This window comes from Niallia sp. FSL W8-0177 (genome assembly GCF_038006285.1).
Lineage (GTDB): Bacteria > Bacillota > Bacilli > Bacillales > Cytobacillaceae > Niallia > Niallia circulans_A.
The window spans coordinates 4,968,504-4,985,724 of the sequence record NZ_JBBOUX010000001.1 but is presented as its reverse complement, the minus strand read 5'-3'; the positions used below and the strand labels follow the sequence as shown (position 1 = coordinate 4,985,724).

Genomic DNA, 17,221 nt, shown 5'->3' with positions numbered 1-17,221 from the left:
AACGTCGACACTAGTACATCCCTGTACGTCGAAGATCACCGACTAAGATAAAGGAAACACAGTGATCGCTAGTGAACTGATGTTGACTACGCAAAAGAGATGATTGGAAGTTTGCTAGCTGATAGGCGCTTATCGCTTGTTAGAATACTAGACTTTATATTGTAGAGCTGTTCACCAAAGCCTCTTTCCTTTCTGTATTCGTGTAGTAATCTACTAGACTTAAAAATATCTTAGCTGTATGGAGCATGGCCCTTTCATCAAAAGTAAACTTTGGATGATGATGAGGATAAATTGCCTCTATATCTTCGTTTCTAGCCCCTACTGAAAAGAAACATCCAGGTCGATTTTGTAGATAATAAGAGAAATCTTCTCCACCCATTCCTGGTTTTTCTATTATGACAGGCTTGCTTTCTGGCAAGGTATTTATCAAACATTTTTCGATTATATTTGTTTCATCCGCTGTATTTACAGTAGAGGGATAGCCTTTGGTATAATTAAATTCATATGTTGCATGGAAAGCTTTACATACCCCTTTAATTAGCTGCTCCATTTCTTCTATGATCAATGATCGTACATCTTCATCGAATGTACGAACGGTTCCAGTTAAATCAGCTGTATCTGAAATGACATTTCCCGCATTTCCTGCATGAAATGATCCAATGGAAATAACTGCGGGCTTTTGTGGGTTTACTCTTCTGCTAACAATATGTTTTAGTTGATTGGCAATTTGGACGCCAACTGCAACAGCATCAATTGTTTGATGGGGAGATGCTCCATGTCCACCTTTCCCTTGAATTTTTAATTCAAATGCGTCACTTGCAGCGGATACTGGTCCAATGCTATAAAGGACACTTCCTAGTTCACTGCCAGAGGCTAAATGAGCACCATAGACAACATCTACACCATCTAAACAGCCATCTTCAATCATGGCAATGGCTCCCCCTGGCGGTGATTCCTCCGCATGCTGGTGTAATAGCACTACATTCCCAGCCAGTTCTTCCGCATTATTCTGAAGAACCTTTGCTACTGCCAGCAATGTAGCTGTATGCCCATCATGTCCACATGCATGCATCACACCTGGAACTTTCGATTTAAAAGCTACATTCTTTTCATCCTGAATCGGTAAGGCATCAAAGTCTGCTCGTAAGGCAATCGTTTTTCCAGGCTTAGCACCGTAAATCTTACCTACAATCCCATTTCCACCAACATTTCGTCTTACTTCAATTCCGAAACTTTCCAACAGATCACCAATCATCTTACTTGTATTAATTTCTTGAAAAGATAGCTCTGGATTTTCGTGTAAATATCGTCTCCACTCTACCATTTGCTCATACATAGCTTCAATTTCTTCATACCATTTCTCTAACATCTCAATCGCTCCCATCCCATTACATTAATTTTCGAAAAGATTTTTCTTATAGAACTGGTTCAGCAAGGTTTTCTTTTACTTGGATCGATACATAATTATCGACAATACTCAAAAATGCTTTTCCAGCATAAATCATTGCTCTTTCGTCAAAATCGAACATTGGATGATGATGAGGATAAGCTTTTCCCTCTGAGACTTTTGCTCCTGTATGAAAAAACATGCCCGGCTTTTCAAGCAAATAATAAGAAAAATCCTCTGCTCCCATGATTGGTACGGAACGAACTAACATATTCTTATCTAATGAATTTTCTATAACCTTTTCAAAAACTTCTACTTCTTCCTCATGATTATATACAGCTGGGTATCCCTTTATATAATTAATTTCAGCAGTAGCCTGCATGCTCTCACAAATCTCATTTACCATTAATTTGATCTCTTCTTCCATAAATAAACGCAGATCTTTATCTAGTGTTCGGACGGTTCCTGTCATCACAGCAGTATCAGCAATGACATTTTGCGCCTTTCCTCCATGAAAGGATCCTACAGATAGTACAACGGGATTTAATGGATCTACACGTCTGCTCGCAATATATTGTAGCTGGCTGACTAGCGCAGTACCGACCGCAATCGCATCTACTGTTTCATGAGGAGCGGAACCATGTCCACCCTTTCCTTTAATGGTAATTTCAAATGCATCTGCTGCTGCTTGCGAGTATCCGGGTTTATAATAATATTTTCCGAGTTCATTTAATGAGGAAAGATGCGCCCCATAAACGACATCTACATCTTTTAAACAATCGTCTTCAATCATTGCTTTTGCTCCACCAGGGGATAATTCTTCAGCATGCTGATGAAGCAGTACAATATTCCCGGCAATACTATCCCTATTATCTTGAAGTACTTTCGCCACTGCTAAAAGAGTAGCTGTATGTCCATCATGTCCACATGCATGCATAACTCCTGACACCTTCGATTTATACGGTACATCCTTTCCATCTTGAATTGGCAATGCATCAAAGTCTGCTCGCAGCGCAATCGTTTTGCCAGGTTTGGCTCCATATATTTTCCCAACTACTCCTCTTCCACCAACATTTCTCCTTACTTCAATACCGAATCCTTCTAAAATTTCAGCAATCATTCTTGGTGTTTCCACCTCTTGGAAAGATAGTTCTGGGTACTGATGAAAATGTCTTCTCCACTCAACCATTTGATCAAACATCTCGGCTAATTCACTATGCCATTTTTTTAACATACTACCCCTCCTAATAAATTTGCTTATGAATAAGGAATACTTCTTGAGAAGTTAGAAAAAATGCAGCTTAACTATATCCCTTAATTTTGATTTCTTTTATATTAACGGTAATTTCAAGCAATGTATAATAAGTTTTTTTAATCATCGAAATATTCAGATTAAATCAACAACCTTTTATTTTTCCTATCATCCCTATTCATTAGGGTTGTTATCGTTTACATTATTTATTTTTCTCCTACTAAATTAATTCCTTTCTCCTAATGGTGTTCTACCACATGCCCATCAAGTAAAAAATACTTGTTCCCCAAAACGATAAAAATATTACTTTTCTCTATAACAAATAAATTTTATCCAAGTTCGATGATACTGGGGCGACACCTCATTTAGAGATGATTTAAGAATGTATATATACCTTTATTCAGCATAAATAAAAAAATTATCAAAATATTGTGTTATATTTTTATTATCTCTTATTGAAAGCGAGTGATTTACTATGACAGTCCGTTCTTTCCAACTATCAATTAAATACAGGGTACGGAGGGGTTAATATTAGAAGTTTCTTTTATTAAAAATCTTCCGTATACAAAAATGGAGGAAAATACTATATGTTTAGTTATTATAGCGAACTTTGTACCGAGCTCTACGATTTAACAAAGCCTGTGGGGTACTCTTTAAATGGGGATATTGAATATTACCAAGAACGGTTAAAAAATTGTCAGGGGCGTATTCTAGAAGCTGCAGTTGGCTCAGGACGTTTTATTATTCCACTTCTTGAGGCGGGATATATAATTGATGGAATTGATTATTCTCCTGAAATGTTGAACTCTTGTCGGAAACGTTGTGAAGAAAGAGGATTAAGCCCTAATTTATATGAAGATAAATTACAGGGATTTTCATTGCCATTTAATTATAAGGCAATTATTATTCCTACAGGTTCCTTTTGTTTAATAGAAAAACGAGAAGACTCTCTAAACGCATTGAAGTGCTTTTATAAACATCTTGTTCCAGGAGGACGCTTGATTGTTGATCTTCTATTACCTCATGATTGGAAAACAGGAGAGATTTCTACTTCAACTTTTTCCCTACCTAACGGGGATGGGATTACGCTGGAAAACAAATCGATTGAATTGGATTGGCTCAATCAATTTACTATTTCCTACTTGAAATATGAGAAATGGCGTAAAGGAAAGTTGATTCAAACCGAGTTACAACGTTTTGCTTTGCGTTGGTATGGAATCGAAGAATTTAAGCTTATTTTGGAAAATATCGGTTTCTCTGATATTACGTGCTCTGCTGATTATGTTTACGAGAAGCAACCATCAAACGCAAGTCAAATCATTACTTTTGAAGCTGTAAGAAAACAATAACGGTAAGATTAACCTTATAAAAACATGTGATAGCACACCTATACCAAAAGACAAGTGAATCTCCTTCAATAGAAGTTTCACTTGTCTTCTTGCCACTTTATAAGATCTTACTTAAGAAAGAGATGGTACGTTCCTCTTGCGGATGTGTAAATAACTCTACTGGTGTATTTTCTTCGACTACATATCCACCGTCCATGAAAATCACACGATCTCCAACTTCTCTTGCAAATCCCATTTCATGCGTTACTACAATCATCGTCATTCCTTCCTTGGCAAGTTCCTTCATCACTTCCAATACCTCTCCTACCATCTCTGGATCTAACGCAGACGTCGGCTCATCAAATAACATAATACTTGGTTCCATTGCGAGTGCTCTCGCGATGGCGACACGCTGTTTTTGTCCACCAGAGAGTGAATCAGGATATACATTTGCTTTATCCTCTAAGCCCACTTTTTTCAATAATTCTAATGCCTTTATCCGAGCATTTTCTTTTGAGACCTTCTTTACTTTCATAGGTGAAAGCATAATATTTTGAAGAACTGACTTATGCGGGAATAAATTAAACTGTTGAAACACCATCCCTACATCCTTACGTACTTCATTAATATTTGTGGACTTATCCGTAATATTCTTCCCTTTAATATGAATCGTTCCATCCGATATACTTTCTAGTAAATTGATGCAGCGCAAAAAAGTTGATTTTCCCGATCCAGAAGGACCAATAATTACGACGACCTCCTTCTGATTAATAGTCATACTTATATCCTTTAATACTTCATTATCTCCGAAGGACTTTTTTAATTTTTCAACAACAATCATTCTGTTTTCAACCTTCTTTCCAAACGAGTTAAGAAGAAGCTTAATGTTAAGGTTAAGACAAGATAAATAACAGCTACTGTTAAATATGGCTCCCAAACTCGGTTATACTGTCCCATCATCAGCCTTGCATAGTACATTAACTCTGGAGCAGCAATAACAGCTGCTAAAGAAGAATCTTTAATTAATACAATAAATTCATTGCCTAACGGGGGAATCATTCGTTTAAAGGACTGAGGAAGTACTATGTATCGCATTGCCTGTATATGCGTCATCCCTAAGGATCTGCCTGCTTCCATCTGACCACGGTCAATGGATTCAATTCCAGCTCTAAAAATCTCTGCAATATAAGCAGCTGCGTTAAGCGATAATGCAACAATTGCTGCTATCATGGCATTGGTTGTATTTAAAAATAATGGGATAAATCCAAAATGAATGATTAGGATTTGTACAAAAAGAGGGGTGCCGCGGAAAATAGCAATATAGCAACGGAAAGGAAAAGCAACCAATTGATTCTTTGCTATTTTTCCAAGGCCGATTAATAAACCTAAAACCGTACCAAATACTATTGCATACAAGGATAATTGAATGGTCACTAATATCCCCTTTTTAAATAAGTCAGCATACTCTAAAATAATCGTAAAATTAAAATCCATTACCTCTTCTCCTCCAAAGACCACAAAATGACTGACATTCATCAGCATAGGCACTCAGAAGGAACATTCCCTCACTAAGATACAATCTAGAAGAAGTATTGTGCTCCCTCCTTGTCAAAGCGGATAATGCCCATCCTGAGTACCTTCCTCATTTGCGACTCTTCTATTGTTGTGCTTTTAAATTTTCAATATCTGGATCTTGCCCAAACCATTCTTTATATATCTCTGCATATTTACCATTATCAAAAATAGCATTAAGACCTTTGCTTAAATCAGCTTCCATCTCACTATCTTTCGGGAACATGAATCCATAATATTCTGATTCAAATCCTTCTTTATCCTCAATCACGATAAAGTTATCTTGCGGATTATTTTTCGCATATGCTTCTAATACTGCATTATCTGCCACAACAGCAGCTGCACCCTGATTCTTCATTTCCAAAATAGCTAAATTATTATTTTCAAACTTTTTTACTTTTTCATTGCCATTTCCTAGGAGCGCATCGACTGCATCTGCACCTGTTGTTCCTGATTGAACAGCAACAGTCTTATCCGTTAGATCAGCAGCTTTCTTAATATCTGTACCTTCTGGTGCCAAAATTTTATTCGTACTTTCAAAATATGGAACAGAGAAATCATAGGATTTGAGTCGGTCATCGTTTATTGTAATGGCTGATAAACCAACATCAGCTGTGCCATTTTCTAATTCTGCAAAGAGTGGGTCCCATCCAACGTTTACAATTTCAAAGTCATAGCCAGCTTCCTCTGCTGCTGCTGTGAAAACATCGACATCGAAGCCAATAATCTTGTCTTTATCCATATACTCAAATGGTGCATAAGCCGCATCTGTAACGACTCTTAATTTCTTTTTGCCATCTCCATCACTATTTGCTTTTTCTGAACCTGTCCCACATGCTGCTAAAACAAGAACAATCGATATAAATAAAGCAAATAAAATGCCGTTTTTCCTCATTATAAATCCCCCTCTTTTGATTAATAACTATATATTTAAATAATATAGAATTTTCAATTAATTTAAAATAAAAATTTTTCCGTTTGCTTTATCACTATCTTGTATAATGCATTCATTATAACTTTTTGTTTATTTATATACAAGAAAACATTTTAAATTTTCATAAAGTTTAAAAAATTAAAAAGAAGTTCCTCTTTCTAGTTTTAAAAAGGAACTTCTTTTTTCTCTCCTATACAAAAAACTCTTCATACAAAGCTTTTACAGCCTTTTTGACAACTGTTTCTTTTACTCCAAACATCATGCTTACTTCAGAAGAGCCTTGGTTAATCATTTCAATATTCACTTCCGCTTTCGCAAGCGCTTTGGATGCACGAGCGTTTGTACCAATATTACGGCGCATCCCTTCTCCTACAAGCATGATAAGCGCTAAATCATGTTCCACTTTTATTTCTTCCACTTGTAGTTCCTCTGATATTCTAGCCAATATCTCTTGTTCGCTTTTCCCTGTCAATTGATTTTGGCGTAAAACAATTGTTAAATCATCAATTCCAGACGGCATATGTTCATACGAAATATGATAATCCTCTAATATCGATAGAACTTTTCTGGCAAACCCTACTTCACGATTCATTAAATATTTACTAATATAAATAGAACAAAATCCCTTATCATTAGCAATGCCAATTACAGGACCATTCGTATTATTTCTAGAAGCGACTATTCTTGTTCCTTGTGCGGATGGATTATTTGTATTTCTCACTTGAACAGGAATACCTGCACGATACGCCGGAATTAAAGCTTCCGCATGAAATACAGAGAAACCGGCATATGATAATTCACGCATTTCCCGATAAGTAAGTTCCTTAATTTCTTTCGGCTGCGTTACAATGGAAGGATTTACAGAGTAAACAGCATCCACATCTGTAAAGTTTTCATACAACTCCGCTTTCACGCCATTGGCGAGAATCGCTCCCGTAATATCTGATCCACTTCTTGAAAATGTCACTACATCTCCCGCTTCACTGTAACCAAAAAAACCTGGAAATACAATTATTCGCTTCTCTTCTCTTAAGGAATATAACCGATCATAAGATTCAGAAAGTACTTGAGCATTTCCGGGATCATCACTAACAATCAAGCCCGCTTCCTTTGGACTAATATAAATGGCATCTAATCCTCTAGCTTTAAAGAAATGTGCAACTAATTTAGCATTATTATCCTCTCCGCTAGCCTTCATTGCTTCCATAAAAGCATCTTTATTAGAAGATGTATTTATTAAATCCAGTAAGTCGCTTTTAATATTCGTTATAATATCACTCGATAAGTCCAATTCTTTAGCAATACTAGCATATCTATCTAACACTTCCTCTAAATAAGAAGAATAACCACTTCCATTTACTACAGCTTGCGCACATTGAATTAATAAATCCGTTACCTTCGTATCTGAATCATATCTTTTTCCAGGAGCAGACACGACGACAATCCTTCTCTCCTTATCCGCCTTTACTATTTGTAACACTTTTTCCAATTGCTTCCCTGTAGCTAGAGAACTACCCCCAAATTTGACAACCTTCATTTCGCCAACTCCCACTGATTGTTAAATAGTAACAATTTTCTAAATTGTTCACTATGGCTATTATCACTATTTCATGATAAATAATCAAGTCATTTCCTCTCTAAAAATACATTTGTTTTTATATAGGAAACAAATGTATTTTTCCACTTGGCTTCTACTCCTTAAATCTTAAAATAAAACTGGTAATTAATGTGATTTTCATTTTGAGTTAATCACTATAAATACCTATAACAAAGACTTTCATCCAAAAATTTGAGCGTCACTTAACGTTGTTTATTGGAAATAATAATCCAAAATACTTTCATTTATGTAAATTTTACGTTAAACTAATATTTAGTTAAACGAAATTTATTGTGCAATTACTAACAATCTCCTCATCCCTCCTTTTGTACTCCATCCATTTCAGATGGAGGAACCTTAATAAAATTTCTACTATATTTAGAAAGAAGTGTTTTACAAAATGGAAAACCAAAAATATTCAAAACGAAACTTAGGAATCATGTGGTTCGCTAACTTCTTTATTAGTGCCTGCATGACTATGGTTCTCCCATTTTTATCGCTTTATATTGAATCATTTGGTCAATATTCACCTGAATTTGTGCAGCATTGGTCGGGGCTTTGTTTCTCTGTGACCTTTGTAGCAGCTTTCTTGTTTTCACCGATATGGGGGAAAATTGGCGATAAATTTGGAAGAAAAACGATTCTTATCATTTTAGCAATCGGATTAGGCATTTCCATATTTCTAATGAGTTTTGCCGATTCTGTATGGGAAGTCTTTATTCTTCGCTTTTTCACAGGATTTTTCACAGGCTTTATCCCAATGTCACAAGCGTTTATCTCCACTCAAACTCCCAAAAAAGTTGCTGGTAAAGTATTAGGAACCTTACAGACAGGAAGTATTACTGGATCTTTGATTGGTCCTTTACTTGGAGGCGTATTAGCGGATAGTTTCGGCTATGCGGCGACTTTCCGATTTACTTCTCTTGCCATCTTTATATCTGCTATTCTAGTATTTACAACTAAAGAATTTGTTCTGCCTGCTCAAAAGGGTACAAAAAGTAGCTATACAAGCAAAGAGGTATTGGCCTATATTCTTAAAAACCCTGTATTCATTACCGTTCTGCTTATCTCAGCCTTTATACAAATTGCCCATTTCAGCATCCAGCCTATTCTGTCTTTATATGTCAGTAAATTGCATGGTCCGGAAAATATCGCCTTTTTCGCTGGCTTAGCTTTCTCAGCTGCAGGTTTAGGGAATTTACTAATGGCACGGAAATGGGGAGAAATGGGGGATCGCTCTGGTCACCTCAAAGTACTTGTTATTCTCCTGTTTATTGCCGGAATTATCTATTTCCCAGGAGGATTTGTTAATCAATACTGGCAATTGCTGATTATCCGCTTTATTCTCGGTGTTGCAATTGGGGGCATGGTTCCTGTACGTATTGCTTATATTCGACAAGAAGTACCTATTGCTATGCAAGGAGAAGTAATGGGATATGAAACAAGTCTTCGTTTTCTCGGAAATATAATCGGTCCTGCCCTTGGTGGACTAATCGCAGGTAACTTTGGTTTCTCTATGGTATTCTTTTCCACTAGTATTCTCTTATTAGCAAGCGGTATTTTCCTATTTACTATGATGCACCGCCATCCTAAGCTAGCTGAACATTCGATTTCCTAAAGATTTAGCTGCTGTGTAAATAATAACCATTTTCCTCCTTTATGATGTATAATAAAATGGAAAAATAATTGTCATCATAAGGAGGATAACTATGGCTAAATCAAAGGCTAGAAAGAAACGCGACAAAGTGCTGCGTGAAAATGGATTTGATACAACGATGCGCAGAGGTTCCTGGGGCAGCATTGTACCAATCACGAAAATAACAAAAACAAAGAAAGAACGATTAACGCGAAATGAAAAGAAATATAAACAAAACCATTCTTCTAGATATGATGAGAATGGTTTTTATTTTTTAATTTAATATTTTTCTTGGATATCCTTCTCTACACCCCTTTCTAAAATTGTCTACCCTTACCGGGATTGTTTCATTTTTTCGCGTACATATGGCTATTTTATTTGATACGCTAATATCCTCTACATAAACTCTTGCTAACTATTTATTCTTTATGTAATCTTAATCTTTCAGCTGCATTCTTTCCCTCTTACCCCTATACAATAAGACATTGCCTAAACCTTTACGTCCTTATATAATATATGCAATTACTAATTTGCGATAAAGGGGATTGACTGTGGAAAGTATTAAAGTAGTAGAACAAGAACAACAACACACACTCTCCTATTTGGATGGAGTAAAAGACTGTATTCCAACCTTGCTTGGTTATATCAGCATCGGTCTTGCAATGGGAGTAGTCGGTGTATCATCCGGCTTATCTATCCTGCATGTTTTCCTGCTTGCTGCATTTGTTTATGCTGGTGCCTCCCAGTTTATTATTTGTGCGATGATTGCAGCTGCAAGTCCTATCAGTGCGATTATTCTTACAACATTCATTGTAAATTTACGTCACTTATTATTAAGCTCCGCCCTAGCACCTAAATTTACCCAATATTCTATACAAAAAAATATTGGCATTGGCAGTCTTGTAACAGATGAATCATTTGGAGTAGCTATTACCAAAATTGCTAGAAAAGAGCCAATCAATGATAGATGGATGAACGGATTAAATCTTACTGCCTACCTTGTTTGGATTGCAGCTTGTACTGTAGGAGGATATATTGGAGGCTGGTTTCCTGATCCTGAACAATTCGGATTAGATTATGCCTTGCCAGCTATGTTTATTGCTTTGCTTATTCTCCAGCTGCAAACAATTGAACCCACTAAACTGAAACACTATTTATTGTTAATCACATTGATGATTGTCTGCATGCTTATTTTCTCGACTTTTTTATCAAGCAGCTTAAGTGTTATTATATCGACTATCGTCGTTGCTACAATTGGGGTGGTGACAGATAAATGATGAGCAATATGACCTTTTTTCTTTTATTAATCGGTTGTACACTTGTAACGTTTATTCCGAGAGTAATCCCCTTTTTAGTGGCACGTAATTTTACTATTTCTCCATCTGTCGAAAAGTGGCTTTCTTATCTTCCTGTATGCATTTTTACCGGTTTAATCGTAGAAAGTCTTTTAGAAACTGGCGGAAGCAATAGTATTAGCATTAATTGGGAAGCGCTTCTTGCGACGATTCCTACTCTTATTGTTGCCTTTCTTAGTAAAAGTTTATTAACTACCGTATTATTCGGAGTTGTGTGTATGGCTGTCGTGAGATTGGTATTGTAGCTATGTTGTAAAAAGCTTCTTTTTGTTTATATAAAGAGGCTTTTTATTTTGATGAACACTTTTTCTTCTAGCTCTTTCCTTATCAGTTTTCATCTTGTTTATGAACACCACTTTTCCCTCTACCTCCTTCTTTTTCAGCTTTCATCCGCCTTATGAACACCACTTTTCCCTCTACCTCCTTCTTTTTCGGTTTTCATCTGTCTTATGAACACCACTTTTTCCCCTACCTCCTTCTTTTTCGGTTTTCATCTGTCTTATGAACACTACTTTTTCCTCTACCTCCTTCTTTTTCGGTTTTCATCTGTCTTATGAACACTACTTTTTCCTCTACCTCCTTCTTTTTCGGTTTTCATCTGTCTTATGAACACCACTTTTCCCTCTACCTCCTTCTTTTTCGGTTTTCATCTGTCTTATGAACACCACTTTTCCCTCTACCTCCTTCTTTTTCGGTTTTCATCTGTCTTATGAACACCACTTTTCCCTCTACCTCCTTCTTTTTCAGCTTTCATCCGCCTTATGAACACCACTTTTCCCTCTACCTCCTTCTTTTTCGGTTTTCATCTGTCTTATGAACAATCACCATTTAATAAATGGGTAATACTAACAAAAACTCCATAACTTGTAAAGAAACCATCCAAATCCATAAAAATTAACAAATTTATTGTACTTTCGTTTCCTTTCTGTGAAGTTTATAATAAAATATTGGTTATATTATTGATATAATCATACTAAGATCGTTTGGATATTTTCGATATAGACGAATGGCTAAGCTAAATATTTTATTCTAAAAGTATTCATACATATTAGAAAGGTGGCTATAATCTTGGAGATGGGCTCTAATTTTATAAAAAACATCATGAAAGAAGATTTAGAAACTGGGAAGCATGATACGGTTATCACGCGTTTTCCGCCAGAACCAAATGGATATCTGCACATTGGTCATGCAAAGTCTATTTTTATTAACTTTGGACTAGCAGATGAATTTGGAGGTAAGACCAACCTACGCTTTGACGATACAAACCCTTTAAAAGAGGACATTGAATATGTAAACTCTATTAAGGAAGATGTAGAATGGCTCGGATATGAATGGGAAAATTTATTATTTGCATCTGACTATTTCGAGGAAATGTACAACCGTGCAGTCTTATTAATAAAAAAGGGACTCGCTTATGTTGATGATTTATCAGCCGATGAAATTCGCGAATACCGCGGAACGTTAACAGAGCCAGGAAAGGAAAGTCCTTATCGTAATCGCGCAGTTGAAGAAAATCTTCAATTATTTGAAGCAATGCGCAATGGCGAATTCGGTAATGGCGAGAAGGTTCTTCGTGCAAAAATTGATATGACTTCCCCTAATATTAACTTAAGGGATCCTGTTATCTATCGTATTGCCCATGCTACTCACCACAATACAGGCGATAAATGGTGTATTTATCCAATGTACGCATTCGCTCATCCAATAGAGGATGCAATTGAGGGCGTAACACACTCACTTTGTACAACAGAATTCGAAGATCAACGTCCTCTATATGATTGGGTTGTTCGCGAATGTGAGATGGAAAGCACGCCACAACAAATCGAATTTGGCCGTTTAAATATTACGAATACCGTAATGAGCAAACGTAAATTAAAGCTTCTTGTGGACGAGAAATATGTAGATGGTTGGGATGATCCACGCATGCCTACTATTTCTGGCTTAAGAAGAAAAGGCGTTACACCTGAAGCAATCCGTAATTTCTGTATGGAATTAGGAATTTCAAAAGGCTCTGGTGCCGTTGACTCTGCCATGCTTGACCACTTTGTACGGGAAGATTTAAAGTTAAAAGCACCTCGTACAATGGGTGTCCTAAATCCGTTAAAAGTAGTTATTACTAACTATCCGGAAGGTCAAGTAGAAATGCTAGAAGCGGAAAACAATCCGGAAAATCCCGAGATGGGAACTAGACAAATTCCATTCTCTCGTGAAATTTATATTGAACAAGAAGACTTTATGGAGAATCCTCCCAAAAAATATTTCCGCTTGTTCCCTGGTAATGAAGTGCGCTTGAAGCATGCTTACTTTATTAAGTGCGAAGAAGTAATTAAAGATGAAGAAGGCAATGTAATCGAGCTTCATTGTACGTATGATAAAGAAACAAAAAGTGGAAGTGGATTTACTGGTAGAAAAGTAAAAGGAACATTGCATTGGGTCGAAGCATCTCAGGCTATCCCTGCGGAGTTCCGTTTATTTGAACCACTAATTACAGATGAAGATGAGGAAATGGAAGAAGGAAAAACGTTCTTAGACTATGTTAATCCAAATTCTCTAGAAATAATTCAAGGATTTATTGAGCCAAATATGAAGGATGTTAAACCACAAGATAAATTCCAATTTTTCCGTCACGGATACTTCAATGTGGATCCTAAATATTCCACTCCAGAAAAGCCGGTATTTAACCGTATCGTTTCCTTGAAAAGTTCCTTTAAACTATAAGCAATACAATAAAAGGAGGAGAATAATCGAAAAAGTCGACTATTCTCCTCCTTTTTTATATTGACTTACATCCATGTGGTTGCTGGCTTGGTTGTATTGGCAAGCCAGTCATACTGCAAGAGCCGTAGTTCGAATAACTTCAATGGGTCATGGAACAATTCTGGATTATTCTTTAATCGTTCTAATAAATTCTTATATTCTACTATATCTTTTGATTTTTCCTCAGCAAATTGCTCTAATGTTACTTTTGGACGAACAAAGAACATTTTAATATCATTTTCCAATCCCTTTTCATAGAAATCAAAATGCTGTAAAACAGCTGTCGAAACAGATGCTGCCACTTCAGAAAAATCCTCTGTTTCCAGATACTTTTGGTATCTTGATTGAAGCATTTTATTATTTTGCTGAATTGCACCAAGTAACTTTCCAGCACTCTTCAGAAATACTTGAGATGCATTAAAACGGTTGAAAATATTTAATGGTTCGATGCGAAGTCCGCTTGATAACCGGCGTGCATCTCTTTTCCAATCTTCTATAATCACAAAATCACAAGATAACTCTATTGGATGCTCGTTGTAAATTCCATTAAAGCCTTGGCTTAGCTCATTAAGGAATAGTTGGCCATCCTCTAATTGTTTATGAGCTGCTTGAATCCAATCTTCAATGCTTCGATGGATTTTCGGTGATAAGGTTTCATTTAAATACTCGTTTACTCGTCTATTCATCTCTTTATTTAGAGAAATATGCATTTTACTATAATCACTATCTTCTTTTATAAAATCCTTACATCCTTTTAAAATGGCTGGAATTTCTTTTTTTATTGCCTCATGCGTTTCTGTTTTAATTTCATCAAACTGCTTTGTTATGATCTCACTTTTAGAGGCTTCCATATCAATCAGTTGATTTTTTGCCCCAGTCAGCTTGCTTACCATTTCCTCATAAAGCTGGAGTGATGCTTTTAAACTATCTTCCATATCCAATCGTTTATCCAATAGATTAGTAATTAAATCTTGAATAATAGAAATACAGCTTTGCAATCGTTCTTCATTCATCTTTCTGGCTGCAAAATGGTGGTAATAATAACGGCTAATTTCATCTAGCTGAACTTCTCTCTCCTCTTGCTTGGAATAAATAAAGATCTTGCTATCTGGAAAATAATGCTGAATTGCAGACATCGCCTTTTGCAAACGCTTGGATGCTACTTTTTCATTATCTAAATCATCGATATAAATTAAAAATTGCAGTGTTAAAAATGGCGACTTTTCCTTCCATTGCTTTAATTGTTCATATTCCGTATAAGAAAAAACAGACCGCTCATTAATAACAAATAAGAGACTGTCAGCAAGCATAGCATAATCTGCATAAGATGCATTTTCTACAAATGGAGCAGTGGTAACTGTCCATCTATTTTGGTTTAAATAATGAGAAGGAGTGTCTAATTGAAATACTCTCGGGCTTTCCTGTTGAACAAGCAATTCCTTATAAAAATTTGTGAGTGTATCAATTGATTCTAAACCAGAATTGGTTACTTCGTTTATTTCAAGATAGTCATTATCCTTTATCGTCAAAATAGCATTTGTATCTTCTGCTAAAATAGTCTCTCCTACTAGCTCGTTAATATAGGCATTTACACCACTTCCAGCAGATCCCACCATTAATAACTGATAATGATCTGATGGAAGAAAATCATGTACCTTTTGTGTAAACTTCTTGTCTAATGGAATATCATGCTTATCTGCCCACTCGATAATAGATTCAAATAAATTCATAAATTGCTGGAATGATACATTTGTTTCTGTTGTTTCATTAATCACCATCTCTGCTTTTGATACAACAGATTGTTCCATCGAGTGTTTATACATTTCATTCCAAGCTAGAACTGCCGATGCTGCCGATACAATCTGTTGTCCAGTTGAAGATAAGAAGTAATTGGATAAAAGAGTCGGAACGATTTCTTCCACTTCCTTAATCGAATAACTGCCATCAATTAAATGAGCGTACGCACTTTCCAAAATATGCGCTAATCCTTCTTCTCCCTCGCAAGGAACAGGTTCATAAATGCTATTAAATGCCGTTACCCATGTTAGATAATAGGCTGTGTCTTCATAGTTTTTCCATAATGAGATAGATAATCTCTCAAAAGTAGCAAAGTCTAATTCTTGAAGATTTTTTAAGCTCTCTATAAAGTACGCAGGCTCAAACTGCTGAATCACTCCTAAGTTGCTGTAATGAATTAATGCTTCATACCACTTTAATCCATCCGTTCTTTTACCTTCGTTAACAGCAAGCTCTACTGCCTTCTCCCAATTTTGCTGTTCTTCATAATAAGACTTCGCAATAGTTGGTATATTGGCATAGTCTGGATTGGTAAGGACCAGATTATTGATAATCCCTAATGCCATTTCATGATTCTCTTTTTGGAAATACAATGAAAACAGTTGCAGAGATATTTCTGTTTGTAAAAGCTCTGAATCTGTCACAACGGATTTATAAAAGCTTTCTGCTGTTGAATATTCCTCTAATTCCAAGTATGCGTCTGCTAGGTTCTTCTTTGCCCATGGCTCTAATTCATTGCCAATATTCTCCCATTTAAAAATTGCCGCTTCATAGTCATGGTATTGAAAATATAATTCACCTTGTGCGAAACGGATGGAAGTTAGATCTGGAACATTCTTTCTTTGTTCCGCTATATATAATTGGCCTAAAACTTCAATTGGCGACTCGTCTCTATCCTGTAAGTATCCTTCATAATACGTTTTTTCAATTAGTTTTTTTTCTAATGTCATAACTTCCCCCTGCTATTCATTTAGAGTGGTTTTTTATCATTCTAAATAATATATTTATGCTCATCCGTCATCATTATGTCTTATGTAGGCTATCCTTCATTGTAGCAAATCAGATTATTTCATGGATTTCGAAACCGATTCAATCTCTTTACAATATAATAACAGGCTAAGTAATCGTTCTAGAATGTTGGTATTCCTTCATATATTTAGTGCTATTTTATAAGTACTATTATATTTAGATTACTGATTATTACCCCCATCCTCTAGTGTCCATCGTACCTTTCTTCCCTGTTTTTTATTTATCCTCTCCGTCTTTTTACCTAGTTCACTTTCGCATTTAACAGAGTGTGGATTATTCAAGGGAAAATAGCAATAGACCTTTAAATTATAAAGGAACATACTCTTTGGAAAATAATCGCTTTTGGCCCATCCTATTCCTCCATCTATCTCCAAGTAGAAGAAACTCCCCATTCAAATAAGAAATTATTCTCTAGAAACTAACTTATGGAAGTGAATGGCGTGATTTATCTAGACATCATGAAGATTGTCGTTGGTTATGAGGATTACGACTTCAGGAGAAAAAAGAGTCCGATAGTAACTCTGCTAATGTTGATGCTTTTTTATATTGTTCCAAATGGAATGGGCAATATCTATGG

13 protein-coding genes are annotated in these 17,221 nt (G+C 36.0%); 6 read left to right on the top strand and 7 right to left on the bottom strand.

What is annotated here, in order from left to right:
• Positions 1-154 precede the first annotated feature (154 nt).
• Entirely contained in the window at positions 155-1,369 is a 1,215-nt protein-coding gene (locus NST77_RS24325; RefSeq protein WP_341123698.1) for a M20 family metallopeptidase, read from the bottom strand.
• 46 nt (positions 1,370-1,415) lie between these two features.
• Entirely contained in the window at positions 1,416-2,621 is a 1,206-nt protein-coding gene (locus NST77_RS24320; protein WP_341123697.1) for an amidohydrolase, read from the bottom strand.
• Between the two features lie 605 nt (positions 2,622-3,226).
• Here NST77_RS24320 and NST77_RS24315 point away from each other — a divergent pair.
• A complete protein-coding gene (locus NST77_RS24315) occupies positions 3,227-3,988 on the top strand; it encodes a class I SAM-dependent methyltransferase (protein ID WP_095330649.1) in 762 nt (253 codons plus the stop codon).
• A 97-nt stretch (positions 3,989-4,085) separates the two neighbouring features.
• Here the strand turns inward: NST77_RS24315 and NST77_RS24310 are convergent, their stop codons facing one another.
• The 4 genes from NST77_RS24310 to NST77_RS24295 form a co-directional block, all read right to left on the bottom strand.
• A complete protein-coding gene (locus NST77_RS24310) occupies positions 4,086-4,808 on the bottom strand; it encodes an amino acid ABC transporter ATP-binding protein (protein ID WP_341123696.1) in 723 nt (240 codons plus the stop codon).
• Positions 4,805-5,461, bottom strand: coding sequence for an amino acid ABC transporter permease (locus NST77_RS24305; RefSeq protein WP_095330646.1), 657 nt, complete (start codon positions 5,459-5,461; stop codon positions 4,805-4,807). Before NST77_RS24305 ends, NST77_RS24310 begins: the two co-directional genes overlap by 4 nt.
• Positions 5,462-5,624: 163 nt before the next feature.
• Positions 5,625-6,434, bottom strand: a complete 810-nt coding sequence (locus tag NST77_RS24300; protein ID WP_341123695.1) for a transporter substrate-binding domain-containing protein — start codon at positions 6,432-6,434, stop codon at positions 5,625-5,627.
• Between the two features lie 229 nt (positions 6,435-6,663).
• Positions 6,664-8,010, bottom strand: coding sequence for an aspartate kinase (locus NST77_RS24295; protein WP_341123694.1), 1,347 nt, complete (start codon positions 8,008-8,010; stop codon positions 6,664-6,666).
• A 460-nt stretch (positions 8,011-8,470) separates the two neighbouring features.
• On the opposite strand from NST77_RS24295, the gene NST77_RS24290 reads away from it, so the two are divergent.
• From NST77_RS24290 to NST77_RS24270, 5 genes are all read left to right on the top strand, one after another.
• Positions 8,471-9,688, top strand: coding sequence for an MFS transporter (locus tag NST77_RS24290; RefSeq protein WP_341123693.1), 1,218 nt, complete (start codon positions 8,471-8,473; stop codon positions 9,686-9,688).
• 91 nt (positions 9,689-9,779) lie between these two features.
• Positions 9,780-9,989, top strand: coding sequence for a hypothetical protein (locus tag NST77_RS24285; protein ID WP_095330638.1), 210 nt, complete (start codon positions 9,780-9,782; stop codon positions 9,987-9,989).
• A gap of 268 nt (positions 9,990-10,257) precedes the next feature.
• The gene (locus tag NST77_RS24280) at positions 10,258-10,983 is read left to right on the top strand and encodes an AzlC family ABC transporter permease (RefSeq protein ID WP_095330636.1); all 726 of its coding nucleotides are present in this window, start codon (positions 10,258-10,260) and stop codon (positions 10,981-10,983) included.
• A complete protein-coding gene (locus NST77_RS24275; RefSeq protein WP_303985099.1) occupies positions 10,980-11,306 on the top strand; it encodes an AzlD domain-containing protein in 327 nt (108 codons plus the stop codon). Before NST77_RS24280 ends, NST77_RS24275 begins: the two co-directional genes overlap by 4 nt.
• Positions 11,307-12,129: 823 nt before the next feature.
• Complete coding sequence (locus NST77_RS24270) at positions 12,130-13,779, top strand: glutamine--tRNA ligase/YqeY domain fusion protein (protein ID WP_341123692.1); 1,650 nt, start codon at positions 12,130-12,132, stop codon at positions 13,777-13,779.
• A gap of 65 nt (positions 13,780-13,844) precedes the next feature.
• Here NST77_RS24270 and NST77_RS24265 read toward each other — a convergent pair whose 3' ends face one another.
• Complete coding sequence (locus NST77_RS24265; protein ID WP_341123691.1) at positions 13,845-16,565, bottom strand: tetratricopeptide repeat protein; 2,721 nt, start codon at positions 16,563-16,565, stop codon at positions 13,845-13,847.
• Positions 16,566-17,221 lie beyond the last annotated feature (656 nt).